This window comes from Lentzea terrae (assembly GCF_003265345.1).
GTDB classification, from domain to species: Bacteria; Actinomycetota; Actinomycetes; order Mycobacteriales; family Pseudonocardiaceae; genus Lentzea; species Lentzea terrae.
This window is the reverse complement of record NZ_QFWW01000020.1, coordinates 440,473-459,668: the sequence shown is the minus strand read 5'-3', so window position 1 is coordinate 459,668 and position 19,196 is coordinate 440,473. Positions and strand designations below refer to the sequence as shown.

20 protein-coding genes are annotated in these 19,196 nt (G+C 69.3%); 12 read left to right on the top strand and 8 right to left on the bottom strand.

All coding sequences use genetic code 11. The features are described from left to right. Positions 1–14 precede the first annotated feature (14 nt). Positions 15–392, top strand: coding sequence for a YciI family protein (locus tag DI276_RS24095; RefSeq protein ID WP_112267035.1), 378 nt, complete (start codon positions 15–17; stop codon positions 390–392). Here DI276_RS24095 and DI276_RS51200 read toward each other — a convergent pair. Next, positions 384–911: a hypothetical protein gene (locus tag DI276_RS51200; RefSeq protein ID WP_198680853.1), complete on the bottom strand. Its 528-nt coding sequence runs from the start codon at positions 909–911 to the stop codon at positions 384–386. The two genes, DI276_RS24095 and DI276_RS51200, sit on opposite strands and share 9 nt — an antisense overlap. A gap of 149 nt (positions 912–1,060) precedes the next feature. On the opposite strand from DI276_RS51200, the gene DI276_RS24085 reads away from it, so the two are divergent. From DI276_RS24085 to DI276_RS24075, 3 genes are read left to right on the top strand one after another with little or no spacing between them, the layout of a single operon-like run. Next, positions 1,061–2,053: an ABC transporter substrate-binding protein gene (locus tag DI276_RS24085; RefSeq protein ID WP_112267033.1), complete on the top strand. Its 993-nt coding sequence runs from the start codon at positions 1,061–1,063 to the stop codon at positions 2,051–2,053. After that, positions 2,050–2,778, top strand: a complete 729-nt coding sequence (locus DI276_RS24080) for an ABC transporter ATP-binding protein (protein ID WP_112267031.1) — start codon at positions 2,050–2,052, stop codon at positions 2,776–2,778. The genes DI276_RS24085 and DI276_RS24080 overlap by 4 nt, the downstream gene beginning before the upstream one ends. Further along, a complete protein-coding gene (locus tag DI276_RS24075; protein ID WP_112267029.1) occupies positions 2,775–3,527 on the top strand; it encodes an ABC transporter permease in 753 nt (250 codons plus the stop codon). The genes DI276_RS24080 and DI276_RS24075 overlap by 4 nt, the downstream gene beginning before the upstream one ends. Positions 3,528–3,529: 2 nt before the next feature. Here DI276_RS24075 and DI276_RS24070 read toward each other — a convergent pair whose 3' ends face one another. Continuing rightward, positions 3,530–5,380, bottom strand: a complete 1,851-nt coding sequence (locus tag DI276_RS24070) for a serine hydrolase domain-containing protein (protein WP_157984900.1) — start codon at positions 5,378–5,380, stop codon at positions 3,530–3,532. 91 nt (positions 5,381–5,471) lie between these two features. On the opposite strand from DI276_RS24070, the gene DI276_RS24065 reads away from it, so the two are divergent. Continuing rightward, positions 5,472–8,963: a WD40 domain-containing protein gene (locus tag DI276_RS24065; protein ID WP_112267027.1), complete on the top strand. Its 3,492-nt coding sequence runs from the start codon at positions 5,472–5,474 to the stop codon at positions 8,961–8,963. Positions 8,964–8,985: 22 nt separating this feature from the next. Here the strand turns inward: DI276_RS24065 and DI276_RS24060 are convergent, their stop codons facing one another. The 3 genes from DI276_RS24060 to DI276_RS24050 are packed head-to-tail and all read right to left on the bottom strand — an operon-like array spanning position 8,986 to position 11,248. Further along, complete coding sequence (locus tag DI276_RS24060) at positions 8,986–9,672, bottom strand: CE1759 family FMN reductase (RefSeq protein WP_112267025.1); 687 nt, start codon at positions 9,670–9,672, stop codon at positions 8,986–8,988. Further along, complete coding sequence (locus DI276_RS24055; protein WP_232836867.1) at positions 9,669–10,094, bottom strand: MarR family winged helix-turn-helix transcriptional regulator; 426 nt, start codon at positions 10,092–10,094, stop codon at positions 9,669–9,671. Before DI276_RS24055 ends, DI276_RS24060 begins: the two co-directional genes overlap by 4 nt. Beyond that, positions 10,091–11,248, bottom strand: a complete 1,158-nt coding sequence (locus tag DI276_RS24050; protein WP_112267023.1) for an LLM class flavin-dependent oxidoreductase — start codon at positions 11,246–11,248, stop codon at positions 10,091–10,093. Before DI276_RS24050 ends, DI276_RS24055 begins: the two co-directional genes overlap by 4 nt. 87 nt (positions 11,249–11,335) lie before the next feature. On the opposite strand from DI276_RS24050, the gene DI276_RS24045 reads away from it, so the two are divergent. The 3 genes from DI276_RS24045 to DI276_RS24035 are packed head-to-tail and all read left to right on the top strand — an operon-like array spanning position 11,336 to position 14,805. After that, positions 11,336–11,944 carry an ABC transporter ATP-binding protein gene (locus DI276_RS24045; RefSeq protein ID WP_112267021.1) on the top strand — a complete coding sequence of 203 codons (609 nt, stop codon included), beginning with the start codon at positions 11,336–11,338 and terminating at the stop codon, positions 11,942–11,944. Next, positions 11,941–13,260, top strand: a complete 1,320-nt coding sequence (locus tag DI276_RS24040) for a DUF6297 family protein (RefSeq protein ID WP_157984899.1) — start codon at positions 11,941–11,943, stop codon at positions 13,258–13,260. Before DI276_RS24045 ends, DI276_RS24040 begins: the two co-directional genes overlap by 4 nt. A gap of 27 nt (positions 13,261–13,287) precedes the next feature. Next, positions 13,288–14,805: a nucleotidyl transferase AbiEii/AbiGii toxin family protein gene (locus DI276_RS24035; RefSeq protein ID WP_112267017.1), complete on the top strand. Its 1,518-nt coding sequence runs from the start codon at positions 13,288–13,290 to the stop codon at positions 14,803–14,805. Here the strand turns inward: DI276_RS24035 and DI276_RS24030 are convergent. Next, positions 14,802–15,458: a type 1 glutamine amidotransferase domain-containing protein gene (locus tag DI276_RS24030; RefSeq protein ID WP_112267015.1), complete on the bottom strand. Its 657-nt coding sequence runs from the start codon at positions 15,456–15,458 to the stop codon at positions 14,802–14,804. The two genes, DI276_RS24035 and DI276_RS24030, sit on opposite strands and share 4 nt — an antisense overlap. Positions 15,459–15,526: 68 nt before the next feature. On the opposite strand from DI276_RS24030, the gene DI276_RS24025 reads away from it, so the two are divergent. Next, complete coding sequence (locus DI276_RS24025; RefSeq protein ID WP_112267675.1) at positions 15,527–16,408, top strand: LysR family transcriptional regulator; 882 nt, start codon at positions 15,527–15,529, stop codon at positions 16,406–16,408. Here the strand turns inward: DI276_RS24025 and lexA are convergent. Then, positions 16,405–17,058 (bottom strand): transcriptional repressor LexA, encoded by a 654-nt coding sequence (gene lexA / locus DI276_RS24020; protein ID WP_112267013.1) that lies wholly within the window; start codon positions 17,056–17,058, stop codon positions 16,405–16,407. The genes DI276_RS24025 and lexA overlap by 4 nt on opposite strands. 57 nt (positions 17,059–17,115) lie before the next feature. Here lexA and DI276_RS24015 point away from each other — a divergent pair, with 57 nt between their 5' ends. The 3 genes from DI276_RS24015 to DI276_RS24005 all read left to right on the top strand — a co-directional run bounded on the left by DI276_RS24015 (position 17,116) and on the right by DI276_RS24005 (position 18,759). Beyond that, complete coding sequence (locus DI276_RS24015; protein WP_112267011.1) at positions 17,116–17,682, top strand: GNAT family N-acetyltransferase; 567 nt, start codon at positions 17,116–17,118, stop codon at positions 17,680–17,682. Positions 17,683–17,763: 81 nt separating this feature from the next. Then, positions 17,764–18,192 carry an SRPBCC domain-containing protein gene (locus DI276_RS24010; protein WP_112267009.1) on the top strand — a complete coding sequence of 143 codons (429 nt, stop codon included), beginning with the start codon at positions 17,764–17,766 and terminating at the stop codon, positions 18,190–18,192. Between the two features lie 9 nt (positions 18,193–18,201). Further along, positions 18,202–18,759, top strand: a complete 558-nt coding sequence (locus DI276_RS24005) for a TetR/AcrR family transcriptional regulator (protein ID WP_112267007.1) — start codon at positions 18,202–18,204, stop codon at positions 18,757–18,759. Here DI276_RS24005 and DI276_RS24000 read toward each other — a convergent pair. Then, positions 18,706–19,194, bottom strand: a complete 489-nt coding sequence (locus DI276_RS24000) for a MarR family winged helix-turn-helix transcriptional regulator (protein WP_112267005.1) — start codon at positions 19,192–19,194, stop codon at positions 18,706–18,708. The two genes, DI276_RS24005 and DI276_RS24000, sit on opposite strands and share 54 nt — an antisense overlap. Between the last annotated feature and the right edge of the window lie 2 nt (positions 19,195–19,196).

Sequence of the window (19,196 nt, the reverse complement as noted above, 5' to 3'; positions counted from 1 at the left end):
CACGAGGAGATGACATGCGGTTTCTGTTGATGCACCGGGTCCCGGAGGACGCCGACGCGGCGTGGAAGGGGAGTCCGGAGCTTCATCGGCGGATGAACGCGTTCGTCGACAAGCTGGACGCGAACGGTGTGTTCCTCGGCGGTGAGGGTGTCCACCGGCCGTCCACCGGGGCGGCCGTGCGCAGGCGTGGTGCCGAGATCAAGTCGACCGACGGCCCGTTCGCCGAGGCGAAGGAGGTCATCGGCGGGTTCATGATCATCAATGCGAAGGACCTCGCCGAGGCCAAGGCCGTCGCGGAGGAGTACATCACCTGTTTCGTCGGCGTGGACGAGATGTCGGTGGAGGTCCGGCAGGTCGTCGAGCCCGAGGAGATTCCTGGGCTCCTAGCGTAGGTAGCGCAGCTCGACGACGAACCACTCGCCGTGCAAAGAACACGGCCCGCCCGGATGGAGTCGCACGTCCTCGGTGTCCAGCGCAGCGAGGACGTGCGGGCCGTCCAGCTCCACCGTGCAGTCGGCGACGGTGCGCACGCTGACGTCGGAGTCCGCGATGTCCAGCGGTGAGGGCAAGTTCTCGCCGAGGTCCTTCAGCTCGACGAGCCGGTTGCGGTAGCAGGACGTCCCGATGTTCGTCAGCCGGTGCACCGGCGAGACGGGGCGGTAGACCCAGCCGCCGCGGTGCTCCGAGAGGAAGCGCGGCTCGCTGCCGTCGAGCCAGTCCATGCGGCCTTCCGAGCCGTCGATGCTGAGCACCACGTACGGGTTGTGGTGCAGGTGCCACTGGTGGGTCTCGCCGGGTTCGAGCTGGACCTCCCACACCCGCACGACCGGGTCGTCGTGGAGCACGCGCTGGCCGACGTCGACCAGCACGATCTCCTCACCGGACGGTGAGCGCACCACGTCACCCCTCAAGGCAGACCTCCTGCAACCGAGTCCAAACGACGGACACGCCGGAAGCCCGATCCAGCTCGCCGATGACGGCCACGGGCAGATTGGTCGTGTTCATCCGTCCTCCCCGACCTCTATGTTCGACCAGAAGGGCGCCTTCGGGGGAGGGGATCATGAGGAAAGCGTTTGCATTCGCCGTGCTCGCGGTCGTGCTGGCCGGTTGCGGTCCAGCACCGAAATCAGTGGAGTACGAGAGGATCGACGTCAACTACCTGACGTCGTTCAGCACGTTCGGCCGGGACGCCTACGTGTACGTGGCACAGGAGAAGGGCTTCTTCGACCAGGCCGGCCTCGACGTCACGATCACACCGGGCACCGGCAGTGTCGACGTGCTGAAGCTGGTCGCCGGAGGTCGCGCGGACTTCGGCATCGCGGACTTCACCGCCACCGCCATCACCGTTGCCAAGGAGAAACTGCCGGTCACCACCGTCGCGGCCGTCCAGCAGCGGTCGCTCGCCGCCATCGTCGCGCTGGAGGGCAGCGGGATCGGCACGCCCGCCGACCTCGTCGGCAAGAAGATCGGCGACCAGCCGGGTTCGACGAACCAGGTGATGTTCCCCGTCTACGCCAAGGCGGCGGGCATCGACCCCGCGCGGGTCCAGTTCGTGCCGTCCGCCCCGCCCGCGCTGCCGCAGCTGCTGGCGGCCGGCCAGGTCGACGGGATCGGGCAGTTCGTCGTCGGCAAGCCGCTGATCGAAGCCGCGGCCAAGGGCAGGAAGGTCGTCGTCCTGCCGTACGGCGACCTGGTTCCCGACCTCTACGGCAACGCGCTGGTGGCGTCCAAGGACACGGCCGCGCAGAAGCCGGGACTGGTGAAGCGGTTCAGCGAAGCGTTGCTCAGGGGCCTGACGTACGCGATCGAGCACCCGGACGAGGTCGGCCCGATCCTCAAGAAGTACCAGCCGACCCAGGACGCGGGCGTGGCCAGTGCGGAGGTCTCGCTCATGGCCCCGTACGTGCAGCCGTCCGGGTTCGCCGGCCGGGTGGGCGAGCTGACCCAGCCGCGGGTCGAGAAGATCATCCGCACGCTCGTGGACGCGGGCGCGATCCCGGACGGCTCGGTGCGTCCCGACGACCTGGCCTCCTTCGCGCTGGCCCCGAAGTGATCACCCTGCGCGGGGTCTCGCACCGCTTCGGCGGCGTTCACGCACTGGCCGGGATCGACCTGGAGGTGGAGGAGCACGAGTTCGTCGCGGTGATCGGACGGTCGGGCTGCGGCAAGTCCACGTTGCTGCGGCTCGTCGCCGGGCTGCTGACGCCGTCGGAAGGCCGGATCGTGGTGGCGGGCGAGGAAGTGACCAAGCCGCGGCGCGACGTCTCGGTCATGTTCCAACGGCCGGCGTTGCTGCCGTGGCGGTCGGTGCTGGCGAACGTGCTGCTGCCGATCGAGATCTTCGGCCTCGGCGGTCACCGGGACCGCGCGCACGAGCTGCTGGACCTCGTCGGGCTCGGCGGCTTCGAGAAACGGTTGCCGCACGAGCTGTCCGGCGGCATGCAGCAGCGCGTGTCGCTGTGCCGGTCGCTGATCCAGAGCCCGCGGGTCATGCTGATGGACGAGCCGTTCTCGGCGCTGGACGCGATCACCCGCACCGAGCTTTCCGAAGAGCTGCAACGGATCCAGCTGGAGCTGCCGCGCGCGGTGGTGTTCGTCACGCACTCCATCGACGAGGCGGTGCTGCTCGCCGACCGGATCGTCGTGCTCAGTCCGCGGCCCGGCCGGATCCACCAGATCGTCGACGTCGGCCTGCCCCGGCCGCGCGCTCTGGGGCAGCCCGAGCTGGACGAGGTGAGCCGGAAGCTGCGCGGCCTGTTGAGCGAGGTGACGGCGTGAAGGTGGTGCTCCCGGTGCTGGGCCTGCTGGCGATCATCGGGCTCTGGTGGCTCGCGACGATCGTCTTCGGGATCGACGCGTTCCTCGTGCCGTCACCGGCGGACGTCGTGCTGGCGTTCCTGGAGCTGCCCGGCTATCTGCTGGAACAGACCCTGGTCACGCTGTGGGAGGCGGTCGCCGGCTTCGGTCTGTCCATTGTGGTCGGTGTGCCGATCGCGTTGCTGATCGTCAGCTCGCAGGTCCTGGAGCGGATGTTCTACCCGTTGCTGGTGGCGCTCAACGCCGTGCCGAAGGTCGCCATCGCGCCGCTCGTGGTGGTGTGGTTCGGGTTCGGCATCGAGTCGAAGGTGCTCATGGTGGTGCTGGTGTGCATCTTCCCCATCGTCATCTCGACCGCGTCCGGGATGAAGTCCACGCCGACCGAGCTGGTCGAGCTGTTCCGGTCGCTGGATGCCGCGCGCCACCACGAGTTCTTCAAGCTGCGCCTGCGGCACGCGTTGCCGCAGATCTTCGTCGGGCTGAAGGTGTCGATCACGCTGGCCGTCATCGGGGCGGTGATCGGCGAGTTCGTCGGCGCCAGTGCCGGACTGGGCTTCGTGATCTCCCAGTCCGGCAGCAGCGCGAACACCTCGCAGGCCTTCGCGGCGATGGCGCTGCTCGCGGTGATCAGTGTCGGGCTGTTCTACGGCTTGGGTTACGCCGAGCGCAAGCTGGTGCCGTGGGCCGAGGAGCACCGGACGCCGGCCTGACGTCACGTCCAGCCGTAAGCCGTGCGAATGGCCGCCGCGATCTCGTTCACCAGGCTGCGGCGATTGTCGCCGTTGGCCAGGATCGCGTAGCCGGTGCCCAGTTGCGGGAACCCGCGCACCTCGGTCGTGAAGCCGCGGTTGTCCCCGAAGTGGTAGTAGGAGAACGCCGAAGTGCCGATCTTGTCGAGGTTCCAGCCCCTGCCCATGGTGCTCGACGGCCCCGGCGTGAGCATGCGCTTCACCGACTCCTTGGTCAGCGGGGCGCCCGCGACGTCGCCGGGCGAGGCCCAGGCGAGGTTGATGTGGCCGACGAGGCGGCACAGGTCGAGCACGTCGGTGTAGAGCCCGGCCGCGGCGCCCTCCGGATACCGGAAGCGCTTGCCCGGGATGACCGCGCCCGTCGTCTCGTGCCCGGACGCGAGCTCCCAGCTCGGGTAGAGGTCGTAGGTGCTGTGCGACATCCCGAGCCGGGCGAAGATCTCGCCGGCCATGTAGGCCGACAGGGTCTGCCCGGACTGCTGCTCGATCATGCGTTGCAGCAGGACGAAGCCCGCGCCGGAGTAGTACCGGTCCCGGCTCCCCGAGCTGATCTCGATCCGCGGGCCGGTGGCGGGCGGCTGTCCGTTCATCACCTGGAGCAGCGTCGGCACCGTGACACCGGGACCGTAGCCCGCATAGCCACCGCCGTCGCCGGTGAAGCCGGAGCAGTTCGTGACCGGGAAGGTGTTGCCGTGCCCGGTGATGCCCGCCGTGTGCGTGAGCACGTTGGCGATCGCCGGAGGCTTGTACGCGGTGAGGCACGGCCGGACCGGCAGGTTCCAGCCGAGGTAGGGCCGGATGTCGTCGGTCTCCGGGATCTTGTGCGTCTGCAGGAGCCGCAGGACGCCCATCGTCGCGACGGCCTTGCTGATCGACGCGGCCTGGAAGACGCTCTCCGGGTGGGTGGCCGCCGCCGAGCCCGCCTCGAGCCAGCCGTAGCCGGTCGACCAGGCCGGCCGGTACTTGATCGTGACGCCGATCGCCACGCCCGGTGTGTTGTAGGCGGCCATGCGCTGCCAGATGTTCCCGCCGCCCACGGTGTTCTCGATGTGGCGGACGTGGTCGAACGGCAACGGGGGCGGAGCGCCGCGGGAAACGAGCGACCAGCCGTTGTTGAAAGGAGCGAAAGCGATGTTGTGCACCTCGTAGCCGCGCAACGAGAAGTTGTTCATCTGCAGATAGCACTCGTCGTCGATCTTGCGCGTGTGGAACTCGTCCTGCGCGATGACCGCCCAGCCGCCGGTGTTCGGGAAGGCCACCCTGGTGACCTTGCGCCCGCCCTGGGTGAGATTGCGCATCATCTGATAGCACTCGTCGTCGATGTTGCGGGCGAAGAAGTAACCGTTCGCGCCGAGCACCACCCAGCTGTTACCGCCCGCCGGCGGGAACCCGACGTGCACGACCGGGTTTCCCGCGTTGTACTGCTCGACCAGTTTGCTGTAGCACTCCGGCGGGATGTTCCGGGCGTACAGGCCCCAGTCGGTGGTGATCACCCAACTGTTCCCACCGGCCGGTGGGAAGGCCACGCAATGAATTCTATGCCCGTTCGCGACGAATTCGTTGAGCTTGGCGAGACATTCGGCAGGAAGGTCGCGAGAAGCGCAGTCACCCAGGGCCGTCACGACGACCCAGCCGCCTGCCGGGGTGAACGCGAAGGTCGTTACGCCGCGAGGTGCGAGCTCCACCAGTTTCGCATGCGCGTCGCCGGGAATGCCGCGGTTGAACACCTGTGAGGCCGCGACTGCGGTCGATGCGCCGACGGTGCTGCCCGCTGCGGCGAGCAGTGCGGCGCCCAGAAAAGCCCGTCTGTCCATGGCGTCACAATAGTTGCGATAATTCGCGCCAGGCTGGCCAAAAGAATGACAGAAGGCGTCGTTGATCGACGCTGGGGTTAGATTGTGCGGCATGCTCTGGAAACGCCGCGGTGGGCGCATAAAAGAAGGCTATGACGCTTTCATCTCCTACAGCCACGACGCCGATCGCCGGCTCGCCCCGGTGCTGCACCGGGCACTGCGGCGGATGAACCGGAAACCGCTGCGTGTTCGTGCCATGCGGATCTTCCGCGATCACGAGAACCTGGCCGCCAACCCGGATCTGTGGGCCGTCGTCGAAGGCGCGCTGGCGCGTTCCCGATACTTCGTGCTGATGGCTTCGCCCGGTGCGGTCCGGTCCCGCTGGGTCCGGCGGGAGATCGGCTACTGGCAGCGAAACCGGGACGCGAGCTCGTTCCTGATCGCGCACACCGGCGGCGAGATCGTCTGGGACCAGGAGAAGGGCGACTTCGACTGGGAGCGGACCACCGCCCTGCCCCGCCAGCTCAAGGGCTGGTTCCCCGCACAGCCGGGCTGGGTGCCGCTGACCTGGGCCGAACCGGGAGCCGATCTCACGCTGCGCAACCAGAGGTTCCGCACCGCGGTGTGCAAGCTCGCGGGGCCGATCCACGGCCTCGATCCGGACGAGATCGACAGCGAGGACCGCAGGAACCAGCGGCGGTTGAACCGCATCAGCCAGGCGGTGTCCATGATCCTGGTCGTGCTGCTGTTCATCGCGGGGTGCCAGTGGAAGCGTGCCGAGCGGGAAGCCGACGCGGCGCGGCACAGCGCGGACGTCGCCCAGGACCGGCTCGCGAACCTGCTGGCGGCGGAGAGCAACACCGCGACGGTCAGCCGGCAGGACCCGCGGCAGGCGTTGCTGTTCGCGCTCACCGCCGTCGACCTGCGGCGCACCGACCGGACGCTGGCGGCGCTGCACGCCGCCCTCGAGTCCCAGCCACACCTGACCCGGATCCTGCGCGGCCACACGGCGAACAAGGTCATCGTGTCGAACCCGCCGGTCGCCAGTGACGGCATCCGCGACCTCGTCTACCGGCCCGGCACCGGAGAGCTGGTCTCGGCGGGCGACGACGGCAGGATCTTCCGGTGGGATCCGGCGACCGGGCGGCGGCAGCTCGTCAGCGCGTCGCAGTACACGTACCGCGGCGGTGTCTTCGACGTCGCGATCAGCCCCGACGGCACGAGGCTCGCCTCGAGCGGTACGGGCAGCACGGCGGTGTGGGACCTGGTCACCGGCAAACCCGCGTTCGGGCCCGACGAGAGCCTCGGCCGGCGTGGCGTGGCGTTCGACGGCGACGGCAGGCTGCAGGTGCGCAGCTGTGGGCCCTGCCCGGACGGCGGCACGGAGTTCCAGTCCTGGGAGCCGGGCACGTGGCGGCAGGTCTCGTCGGTCCGCCTGCCCCGGTACGTGTCGGCTTTCGCGAGCAGCCGGACGACGATGGCCGGCGCCGGCTGCCTGCAGAACGGTGTGATCGCGAACGACGGGTGCACTCAGTCGTTCATCCAGCTGTGGCACACGGGCACCGGAGAGCTGATCGGCGAGCCGCTTGTCGCCCCTGGCAAGGAGATCACGGCGGTGGACGTCAGCGCGGACGCCACCCGGATCGCCGCGGGCACGAGGGACGGCCGGATCCGGTTGTGGGACACCGGATCCCGGCGTCTGCTGGAGTCGTGGCAGGGACACACCGGTCAGGTGCGGGCGATCCGGTTCAGCCCGGACGGCACGAGGGTGGCCACCGGCGGGCAGGACGGCAGGGCGCTGGTGTGGAACGCGGCCGCCGTCCAGGAACGGCCCAGGACCTTCGCGGCCTACAACTCGGCGGTCACCGCGGTGGCGTTCAGCCCGGACGGCCGGCACCTGGCGACCGGCGATCTGCTGAACACGATCATGCTGTGGTCGCTCGGCGCGGACTCGCACACCACCGCGAGGTTCAGTGATCGCGAATCCGATCCGCGCAGTGTCGCGGTCAGCCCGGACGGTAAAACGATCGTGCTGGGTGGCGCCGACGGTGTGCTGTTCGTGTACGACCGGGACAGCCGCAAAGTCGTGCGGCGGTTCCCGGTGGCGCCGGTGTGCCCGCACCGGCGCCAGGACGTCGTGGGTCCGTACCACCCGTGCTACCTCGATGTGCTGCGGTTCAGCCAGGACGGCGGCGTGCTGCAGGTCGCGTCCTCGGCGGGGAACATCGCGCGGTGGGACACCAGGACGTGGACCCTCCTGGACACCCCGCTGGTCTCCGACGCGCCGTGCCGGTCACTGGTCTGCGACGGCCGGAAGCTGACCACGCGGAGCCTTGCGTTCAGCCCGGATCTCAACCTGGTCGCCGCGGGAGGGAACAAGCGGATCTGGGTGTGGAACGCGAGGACCCACGAGCTGGTGCACACCTTCGAGGCCCACGACGGCGACGTGACCAGCCTGGCCTTCAGCTCCGACGGCCGGCTCCTGGCGTCGGGGAGCGCGGACAAGACCGTGTTGCTCTGGGATCTGGAGAACGGGCGTCCGGCCGGCGGGCCGTTGCGGCACGACGAGGTGGTCACCGCCGTGGCCTTCCAGCCGGGGCAGCACCGGCTCGCGTCGAACGCCGCCGACCGCACGGTCCGGATCTGGGATCACGCGACCGGGCAGCAGATCCGCTCGTTCCGCAACGACAGCGAGAACTACGCGCCCGAGCTGGTGTTCAGCTCCGACGGCGGGCACCTGGCGACGACCACGACCAACTACGGCGTCGCGCTCTGGGAGACCGCCACCTGGACCGCGCTGCCCCGGTTCCGGACGGCCGCCAGCCTGATGGCGCTGACCTTCGACCCGGCTCGCCGCGTACTCGTCACGGTGGCCAAGGGCAGCGGCGAGAAGGCGCCCACCTACGTCAGCCTGCACAACCACGACCCGCAGGAGTGGTTCCGCCGTGCCTGCGCGATCGTGCCGAGAAACCTGGACCACCAGTCGATCGAGGCCTACACGACCGGCAAGATCGAGGTGTGCCCCGGACTTCCGGTGGACGGCTCCGTGGTGCTGAACCAGCTCGACATCGCCCAGACCCGACTCAACCAGAAGGACGGGCCCGCCGCCGCGGCCGCGTTCCGGGAGTCGGCCAGGCTGGCGACGGCGAACGACAACGACGACGCCGAGCTGGCCCACCTCGTCTGCCTGACCGGTGTGGTCAGCCGGCACGCGCAGGAGGTGCTCGACGCATGCGACCGCGCTGTGGAACTGTCGCCGGACTCGGGACCGTTCCACAGCGCGCGGGGCATCGCCAGAGCCATGACCGGTGACCGGACCGGCGCCGTCGAGGACCTGCAGGCGTTCGTCGGCTGGGCGAGTTCGTCCGGCCTGTTCCTGCCGGACCGGGTCTACTCCGACGCTGGTGCGCTCGACGTCGACGCAGTCATCCGGCGGCGGGAGTGGATCACCGAACTGGCCGGCGGCCGGGATCCCTTCACACCGCGGGTGATGAGTGCGATCTGGCGGGAGTTCCTGGAAGACCAGGGCGGGAACACCTACCAGACCTGTCCGGTCGACATCGGCCAGTGGGTCGAGTGGGTCCAGCGCCCGACCGGATGCTGAGCTGGTTCCGAGTTCTGGGCCGCTAGTTCGCTGAACCGCCCGCGGCGAGCTTCATCAGGTCCGAGTCGAGGTCGATCGACAGCTCGGTGCCGCCCGCGCTGCCGAACTCGTGCTGGTAGCGGCCCCACGACTCCTCGCGCACCTGCTTCTCGAACCCGGAGGCCATGAGCGCCACCAGTTCGAGGGCCGCGCGGTCGATCCGCTTGTTCAGGCCGGGGTCGGTCCAGTCCTCGGTCGCGGCGAACAGCGACGTCGGCACCACGACGGTCCGCAGGTAGGCGAACAGGCCGCGCATCTGGTCGTCGACCACCAGCGCGTGCCGGGCCGTGCCGGCGGTCGCGGCGAGCGCGACGGGCTTCGCGATCAGCAGGTCGTTGTCCAGGATCTGGAAGAACGACGTGAAGAGCCCGCTCGCTCCCGCCTTGTAGACCGGGGTGCTCGCGACGATGCCGTCCGCGTGCTGGAGCGCGGTGATCGCCTTCTGCAGCTTCGGGCCGATGTGGTTGGACACCAGCGCGTTCGCGATCTCGCCGGCCAGCTCGCGCAGCTCGATCGCCTTGATCTCGACGGTGAGCTGCTTCTGCAGGCCGAGCGTGGCCACGCGCTGGGACACGCGGTCGGCGAGCAGCCGCGTCGACGACGGGTCGCTAGTCCCGGCCGACACGACGACGAGCTGGAACTGTCCCAAATCCCGGGACTGGGTGGTCATTTCTCCTCGTTTCCGGCCAGCTTGGCGGTGATCACGGCCAGCTGCTCGAGTTCCTGTGGCGTCAGCACGTTCAACGCACGGGCGACGCTGCGCGCGTGCGGACGGCCGATGTCCTGCTGGGTCTGACGGCCGGCCGGGGTGAGCGACAGGCGCACACCCCGGCGGTCACCGGGGTCCGTGCAGCGGTCCACCAGCCCGCGGTCGACCAGGCGGTCGACCATGCGGGACAGCGCGGGCTGGCTCAGCAGCACGTGGCGGTTCAGCTCACTCATCCGAAGTGGACTGTCGCACTTGGACAACGTGTAGAGGACGTCGTACTCCCGCATCGTCAGGTCGCCCCAGACGTCCTCCGCGTTGAACTGCTTCATCAGCACGGCGTAGGCCCGCATGAGCGACTCCCACGCCTCGTTCGCTCGCGTCACTTGTTGTCCTGGTACGGCGAGCCACCCGTGACGTTGTCACCCCGGTTGGCGTTCGGGCGCGGCTGACGCGCGGGCTGGTCGCCGTACTTCTCCGTGACGCGCAGCGCGTGCGTTGGCGGCTTGGCGGTCTCGGGGTCCTGGCGCGACTCGATCTCCTTGCGCAGCACCGGAACCACCTCCTCGCCCAGCAGGTCCAGCTGGTTCAGCACGGTCTTGAGCGGCAGGCCGGCGTGGTCCATCAGGAACATCTGGCGCTGGTAGTCGCCGAAGTGCTCGCGGAAGGTCAGCGTCTTGTCGATGACCTCCTGCGGGCTGCCGACCGACAGCGGCGTCTGCTCCATGAAGTCCTCCATCCGCGGCCCGTGCCCGTAGACCGGTGCCTCGTTGAAGTACGGCCGGAACTCCTTGATCGCGTCCTGCGACCGCTTCGCGATGTAGGCCTGGCCACCAAGGCCGACGACGGCCTGCTTCTCGGTGCCGTGGCCGTAGTGCGCGTACCGCTGGCGGTAGAACTTGATCAGCCGCATGTAGTGCTCTTTCGGCCAGAAGATGTTGTTCGCGAAGAAGCCGTCGCCGTAGTAGGCGGCCTGCTCCGCGATCTCCGGCGTGCGGATCGAGCCGTGCCACACGAACGGGGGCACGTCGTCCAACGGCCGCGGCGTGGACGTGAAGCCCTGCAACGGCGTGCGGAACTTGCCCTCCCAGTCGACGACGTCCTCGCGCCACAACCGGTGCAGGAGGTTGTAGTTCTCCAGCGCCAGCGGCAGGCTCTGCCGGATGTCCTGACCGAACCACGGGTAGACCGGCGCGGTGTTGCCGCGGCCCAGCATCAGGTCCATGCGGCCCTTCGCCAGGTGCTGCAGCATCGCGTACTCCTCGGCGATGCGCACCGGGTCGTTGGTGGTGATCAGCGTCGTCGCGGTGCTGACGATCAGCCTCTTCGTCTTCGCCGCGATGTGGGCGAGCAACGTGGTGGGCGCCGACGAGAAGAACGGCGGGTTGTGGTGCTCGCCGATCGCGAACACGTCGAGCCCGACTTCCTCGGCCTTCTCCGCGATCTGCACGATCGCGTCGATGCGCTCGGCTTCGCTGGGGGTCTCGCCGCTCACCGGGTCCCTGGTGATGTCGCTCACCGAGAACACTCCGAACTGCACGGTCCCCGCCTCCTTCTGTCTGGGTTATATGCGTTTGCATCTACCCTAACGCACAGGTGCCCGAGGTATTCCCATTAGGCTGATCACATGTCGTTGGCCGTGGGGGACGCCGGCTTCAGCTATGGCGGGATCCCCGTTTTCGCAGGTCTCTCGTTCACGGTGGACCTGGGTGACGCCGTGGCCGTGCTCGGCTCGAACGGGTCCGGCAAGTCGACGCTGCTGCGCTGCCTGGTCGGCGCCGAGACGCTCGACACCGGGTCTGTGCTGTTCCGCGGTGCCGTGCTGGACGAGTCGTCGGCTCTCGTGCGGTCGTCGGTGGCTTCGCTGCTGGACGACGCCGACTACTTCCCGGACGTGTCCGTCGTGGAGCACCTACGGCTGCTGGCGTGGCTGCACGGCACGCCGGAACGCGAGGTCCAGGACGTGCTTTCCTCGCTGGGCTTGGACGAGGTGCGCGACCAGCTGCCGCCCACTTTGTCGAGCGGCCAGCGGCACCGGCTGGGCCTCGCCTCCTGCTTCGTGCGGCCGCGCGCCCTGCTGGTGCTCGACGAACCGGAACAGCGCCTCGACGTGCTGGGCCGGACCTGGCTGCGGGAGCGGCTCAAGGCGGAGAAGGCGGCCGGGGTGGCCGTCGTGTTCGCGTCGCACGACCAGGACCTGGTCGAGGCGGTCGCCGATCGCACCGTGACGCTGTGACGACCCCGTCGGCCTTGGAGATCCGCCGGCGGCTTAGGCGTCCGCCTGCGCCGCGGCGGGTCCGGCTCACTCAGTGGTACGTGCGGCTGGTCAACGTGGCGATCGTCGGGGCGATCGGGTGGGGCGTGGCGTTCAAGGGGCTGCAGAAGACCGGGCAACCTCTGAGTTCGTGGACAGCGCTGTGGTTGTCCGTGTTGGCGGCGGTCGTGCTGCTCAAGGTTTTGCTGGCGCTCGGGCCGGTTTTTGCCGGGCGGGACCGGGCGTTCTGGGTGTTGAGCTCGCCGGTGGACCGGGGTGCGGTGCTGATGCCGCGGTTCCTCGGGTTGCTCGGGTTTGGCGCGGCGGTGGGGGCGGTGTGGCCCGCCGCGGTGTTCGGGGTCGTGGGGGCGGCTTCGGTGCCGGGGCTCGAGTTGTTCGCCGGGTCGGCGGCGGCCGGGGTCGCGGTGGTGGCGGGTGCGGTGGTGCTGCAGCGGGCCGCGGTGCGCCTGCAGGGCTCCCTGAGCGTGCTGGCCGCGGCAGCCGTAGGTGCCTTGTTCCTGCGGCCCGCTGGGTTCGCCCTTCCCAGCGCTGCCTGGCTGACTCCAGTCGCCGCCACGATCGCCGTGGTGCTCGTCGTGGTCGCCGGCCTGTCGTTGCGCCGCCTGAACCGCGCCGCTCTGTCCGCTGGTGCCTCCCTGGCGGCGGTGGCACGCGTGTCGGCGAGCTGGCTCGACCTGACCTTGCTCGGCACGATCCTGGCCGAACGCCGCGCCCGGCAGCTCGGCCGCGTCCGGTCTGCCAGGCTGCGCGGCTCACCGCTCACCGTGCTGGTGTGGACGGATCTGCTCCGCGTCCGGCGGGCACCGAACGCGTTGCTCGTCTGGGCAGGGTTGTTGCCGTTGCCCGCACTGGTGGCGCTGGGCGGCGAGGTCGAGTGGGTCCCCGCCGTGCACTTGATCGCCGCGTTCCTCGCCACCGACCGGCTGGCCGCCGGCCTCAAAGCCGTCTGCCGGTCAGCGGCGATCCGCCGGGCGACGGGTGTACCGGACCGCACGCTTCGTCTCGCGCACCTCGTCATACCCGTGACAGGCGCGGTGGTGTGGTGCGCGGTCACGGCGCCGTTCACGCCGCACGTCGAGTGGCTCAACGCTGTCGTGTCGGCGGTCGGGGCGGTGGCCGTGGTCTACCGGATCGCCACCCGGCCGCCGCTCGACTACGGCGTCGCCGCGATCGACTTCGGTGTGCTCGGGCCGGTGCCGCTCGGGCTCGTCATGCAGCTGAGCCGCGGGCCGTTGCTGCTGTATTTGTTGTGCGTGGTGCAGGTGATGCTGGGCTAGGGTCGGCGCCTCGAAGAGGGGGAGGCCATGTACTCGGGCGAGTTCGAGTTGCACCTGACCGGTTCGGAGTGGCAGGTCGACGAGCTGGCGAAGTTCGCCGAGCAGCACCAGCTGAAGTTCACCCACATCGAACTGCAGTGCGGCGAGCTGCCGTCCCAGCCGATGCTGACGATCGGCGTCAGCGGCACCATCGACGAGGTGCGCGCGACTGCCGAGAGCTGGCGCGGCCGGATGCTCGAAGCCGAGCTGTACGTCGTCAGGGTCAAGATCGAGGCGGCGCCGTGGAACGAGGGCGTGCCGCAGACGGACGCCGAGGCCGACCCCGAGCGCTACTTCGAGCACCACGTGAAGCTGCTGTTGCCCGCGAAGTGGCACGTGGCCGTCTTCACGACCGTTGAGCGGCACAACGCGCACGTGTCACGCAACGCGCGTCGTCTCCGTGCGGACTACAAAGAAGAACGCTTCGTCACGCAGCGGTGCTTCGGCGTTGGACGTGAGACGGCGAAGGCGCGACTGACGGCTCTGCTCAAGGATCTGAAGCAGTTCGAGGTGCTGGAGGTCGAGGAGGAGTACGTCGTCGACGACGACGCGTTGCACGCCGACAACGGCTGGATCGACGGCAAGCTCGACGTCCGCAGCCACGACGAGCGGCTGCGGCAGGCACCGTCGTGGGTGCGCGGCTTCCCGGTGACCTACAACCCGCTCAAGGTGAAGCCGGGCCAGGACATCCAGCAGCGCGCCGTGTTCGAGCCGGCGCTCAAGCAGTACCGGCACGCCTTCCGGGCCGGCGACCCGCGGTTCGGCAACCCCGTGGACGGTGCGCGGTGGCTCAACGGGCGGCGCGCGGCGATGGCCCGTCTGCTGCACCTCATCAGCAGGTCGCGGTGGTCGGAGCACCTGGTGCTGCGCGGCAGCGTGGTGCTGCGGGAGTGGTTCGGCGACGCCGCGCGCGAGCCCGGTGACCTCGACTTCGTGGTCACGCCCAGCACCATCGCGTTCGGGAGCCAGGACGCGGAACAGCTCGTCGACGACATCAGCACGGCCGTCCACGCCGACCCCGGTCCGGTGCTGTGCCCCGGTCCGATCGACATCGAGCCCATCTGGACCTACGAACGGGTGCCGGGGCTGCGGCTGGCGTGCCCGTTCGAGGTTCGGGGCCTGCCGCACGGGTCGGTGCACATGGACCTCGTGTTCGAGGAGGAGCTGCCGATCGCGCCGGAACCCGTGCGGGTCGCCGGCGCGACCCTGCTCGCCGCGAACCAGGAGCTGTCGCTCGCGTGGAAGCTCCAGTGGCTCATGACGGACTCCTACCCGCAGGCCAAGGACCTCTACGACGCCGCCCTGCTCGCGCAACACACCACAGTGGACACCGGGCTCGTCATCGACCTGCTGGGGCCGGAGCTCGGCGAGCGCGCGCTCGACTTCGACCGGAAGTCCGTGCTGGAGATGGACGACGTCGACTGGGACAACGCGCCGACCGAGCTGCCGGTCACCAAAGCCGACGAACCGGCTCTGCTGCAACAGATCGCGGCGGCACTCCGCTAGATCAGCGAAGCGACGCGCCCAGCGGTGGCCACAGTGGACTGCGGGTTCTGCCCTGTCACGAGCCTGCCGTCCACGATCACCGTGCTCGACCACGGCTCACCCGGCGCGAGCCGCGCGCCCAGCTCGGCCAACCGCCCGGACACCGAGTAGGGCACGTCGAGGCCGCCCTGGCGCTCCTCCTCGTCGCTGAACACGGCCATCTCCTTGCCCGCGAACACGAACGAGCCGTCCGCGCGGACCGCCGAGAGCAGTCCGGCCGGCCCGTGGCACAGCGCCGCGACCAGCTTGCCGCTGTCGTGGAACTCCGCCAGCAACGTGCCGAGCGCGTCGGAAAATGCGAGATCCGCCATCGGGCCGTGGCCGCCGGGCAGGTAGATCGCGTCGAAGTTGGCCGCCTTCAGAGACTCCAACGTCGCGGGCGCACGCAGATCTGCCAGGGACGCAACGGCTTCGTCGAACGTGCCGTCCAAACTGGCCTTGTCGACGGTCGGCACGACACCGCCCGGCGTCGCGACCGTGACCTCGACACCGGCCTCGCGGAGCACGCGCACCGACTCGACGACCTCCTCCGCCCAGAACCCCGTGGGGTGGCTCGTGCCGTCCGCCATCGTCAGGGAGTCGGCGCCGGACACGACCATCAGCAGCTTCTTCATGGCATCCATGCCATCACAAATCCTTCATAGGTGCCCGCCAGGCTATAAGCTGTCTTATGGCTGCGAGCTTGACGGACCTGGATCTGCTGGCGACGTTCGTGGAGATCTACCGGGGCGGCTCGCTCACGGCGGCGGCGACCCGGCGTGGCCTCACCCAGCCCGCAGTGAGCGGTCAGCTCGCCAAGCTGGAGAAAGAGCTCGGCGAACAGCTGTTCATCCGGGGCAGCCGCGGCGTCACGGCCACACTCCGCGCCGACGAGCTGGCCCGCCGCGTTGGCCCCCACCTCGACCACCTGCGCACCGCGCTCGACCCCGCGCCCGCTTTCGAAGGCACCGTGCGGATCGGGGGAGCGGCGGAGTTCCTGACCGTCCGCGGCTTGCCCGCGCTCACCCCGCTGGTCCAGCGCGGCATCCGGTTCGAGGTCACGCTCGGCCTCGCGAACGACTTGCTCAACGCCCTGAAGGCAGGACAGCTCGACGTCGTGTTGTCCTCGGTCCGACCGGGCTCGGGCCACACCGCGACGCCGTTGACCGACGAGGAGTTCCTGCTGGTCGGACCGCCGTTGCTGGCCAGCACCGTCGACAGGGAACTGCTGGCAGCAGACCCGGCGCGAGCCCTCGAACACCTGCCGCTGGTCGCCTACTCGCCGGAGCTGCCGATCATCCGCAGGTACTGGCGCAGCGAGTTCGGCAAGCGGCCCAAGAACATCACGGCCGTGGTCGTCCCGGACCTGCGCGCGGTGCTGGCGGCTGTGGTCGCCGGAGCGGGCGTGTCCGCGCTACCCCGCTACCTGGCCGAACCGGCGTTGACCGCCGGGTCCGTCGAACTGCTGCACCAGCCGGAGATCCCGCCGCTCAACACCCTCTACCTGGTGACCCGCGGAACGCCGACCGCAGCCGCGCAGGTAGTCGTCGAACACCTGAAGGAGCGGGACTGGGGTGCCCTCTAAACGCTTCGCAGCACCGACACGACGATGCCCAGGATCACGGCCTTGTCGCCGTCGATCACGGGGTAGTCGGGGTTGCGCGGCTCGAGGTACACGTGGCCGTTGCGGCGCTGGTACACCTTGACCGTCGCCTCCTCGTCGATCATCGCGGCGACGATCTGCCCGCTGTACGCCTCCTGCGCCTGCTGGATCACGACCATGTCGCCGTCGCAGATCGCCGCGTCGATCATCGAGTCACCGCGCACGCGCAGCGCGAACACGTTGCTGCCGCGCCCGACCAGCCCGCGCGGCAGGCTCAGCACGTCGTCCACGTGCTCGATGGCGGAGATCGGCGTACCGGCGGCGATGTCACCGACCACGGGCACCGAGATCGAGTCGTCCGACAGCTGCGCGGACGCCGTCTCGTGCAGGAAGACCCGCACGTCCATCGGCCGCGTCACCGACGAGCCGCGCTTGAGGAAACCCTTGTCCTCCAACGCCGACAGGTGCTTGGAGACGCTGGAGGAGGACTTCAGGCCGACCGCCTCGCCGATCTCGCGGGTGCTGGGGGAGTAGCCGTGCTCGACCACCCAGTCGCGGATGGCGACCAGAATCCTCTGCTGGCGTTCCGGCAGCACCGTCGTGTCGAGCTCAAGATCGTCGTAGGCGGTCACCGGGCGATAGTAGTAATCCGGTTGCCGGACACGAACGGGTGGTCGTTTGATCTTGCGATGAGCTCTGTCTGGGTAGGAGAACGCGTCCGGCTCCGCGGCATCGAGCCGGCGGACTGGGAGGCGTTCCAGAAGTTCGACGAGAACACCACCGACATGCGCAGGGCTGACAAGGTGCAGCCGCCGTGGTCGGCCGCGCGGCAACGCGAGTTCGCGGAGAAGGCCGCGGTCAAGCCGGTGGACCGCGATCAGTTCAACCTGGGGATCGAGTCGCTCGAAGACGGCGCGCTCGTCGGCACGGTGGGAACGCAGTCGGTGGACCACCGGGCCGGGCGGTTCGGCTACGGCATCGCCATCGGCACCGAGCACAAGGGACGCGGCTACGCCTCAGACGCGGTGCCACTGCTGCTGAACTACATGTTCGGCGAACGGCGGTTCCACAAGTGCGAGGCGAGCGTGTGGGCCTTCAACGAGCCCTCTCTCGCGTTCCACCGCAAGCTCGGCTTCACGGAGGAAGGCAGACTGCGCGACCACGAGTTCTTCGCCGGCCGCCACCACGACGTGGTGCTGTTCGGGATGACGGCTCCCGAGTTCGCCGCCCGCCACCCCTTCCCGAGCGCGATCTAGACATGCAACCCTGGAGTTGCGCGTTGCTTGGGGATATGCAACCCTGAGGTTGCACTTGTTGGCGGACGTTGGGAGTTTGTCGTGACCGTGGACCGGATCGAACGCGAGACCCTGATCGAGGCAACGCCGGAGCGCGTGTGGCAGCTGGTGACCGAGCCGGGCTGGTGGGTGGCCTCGGCGCCGTCCGGCACGGCCGTCGAGGGCGAGACGACCGTGTGCAAGAACGACACGTACGGCGACTTCCCCGTGCGGGTCGAGACCGTGACGCCGCAGACCTACGTGTCCTACCGCTGGGCCAGCGCGTTCGGCGGCGCAGACCTGACCGCGGACAACACCACGCTGGTCGAGTTCACCCTCGCGCCGGAGGGTTCCGGCACGCGGCTGCGCGTCGTGGAGAGCGGGTTCGCGGCGCTCGCCGGGTCGGACGAGCTGCGGGCGAAGGCTCACGAGGACAACTCGGGCGGCTGGGTCGAGGTGCTCGACGCGTTCCAGAAGCGGGCCGAGAGCTAAGTTAGGCGCGTGCCCAAGTCAGCCGACCGCGGTCGCCGCACCCGTGAACAACTGCTCGACGCCGCCGCCCAGCTCGTGGGCGAGGTCGGCTGGGGTGCGGTGACCACGCGGCTGGTCGCCGAACGCGCCGGCGTCAACGCCGCGCTGGTCCACTACCACTTCTCGTCGGTGCAGGAACTGCTCTCGACGGCGGCGCTGCAGTTCGCCGAGCGGATCTTGGGGGAGTCCGCCGACGCGTTGGGGGATTGCGAACCGTCGGCGGGCATCGAGCGCGTTCTCGACGACCTCTCTCGGTTCACCGGTACGGATCCGGAGTCGCTGTTGCTGGCCGAGGCGTTCCTGGCCGCGCACCGGCTCCCCGAGCTGCGCACCTCACTCGCGGCGCTGGTCGTGGACTTCCGATCGCGCGTCGCCGACTGGCTGCGCAGCGCTGAAGTGCAGGACGCCGATGCCATCGCGTTGTTGTTGGGTGCTGTCATCGACGGGTTGGTGTTGCACCGCGCGTTGGACGAGTCAGTCGACTTCCGCGCGGTCGCGGGCCCACTCCGGCGTCTCGTCGCGGGCTGACCAGCGCGGTTCGCCGCCGGCGTCGGTGAAGGCGGTCAGCGCCTCGACCAGGCCGTGCCGCAGGTGTTCCGGCATGCGGGCCACGATCCTGCTGATCTCTGCTCGGCGGCGCGTCATCACCTCGCCCACGACCCGGCGGCCCGCGGTGCTCGCGACGACCACGACCTCGCGTTTGGTGGCCGGGTTGGGTTCGCGGTCGACGATGCCCGACGTGACCAGCCGGTCGATCATGCGCTTCGCCGTGGACGGGTTGACCTCCAGCAGGTCCGCGAGCGCGGTGAGCTTCATCGGGCCCCGGCTCTCCAGCAAGACGAGCATCCTGAACTGGGGCAGCGTGAGCGTCTCCTCGACGGCCGCCAGCGATCGTGCCGACACGGCGATCAGCAGGCGGGACGCGGTGAGGACCGCGTCGGTCAGGTCGTCGACATCACTCACCC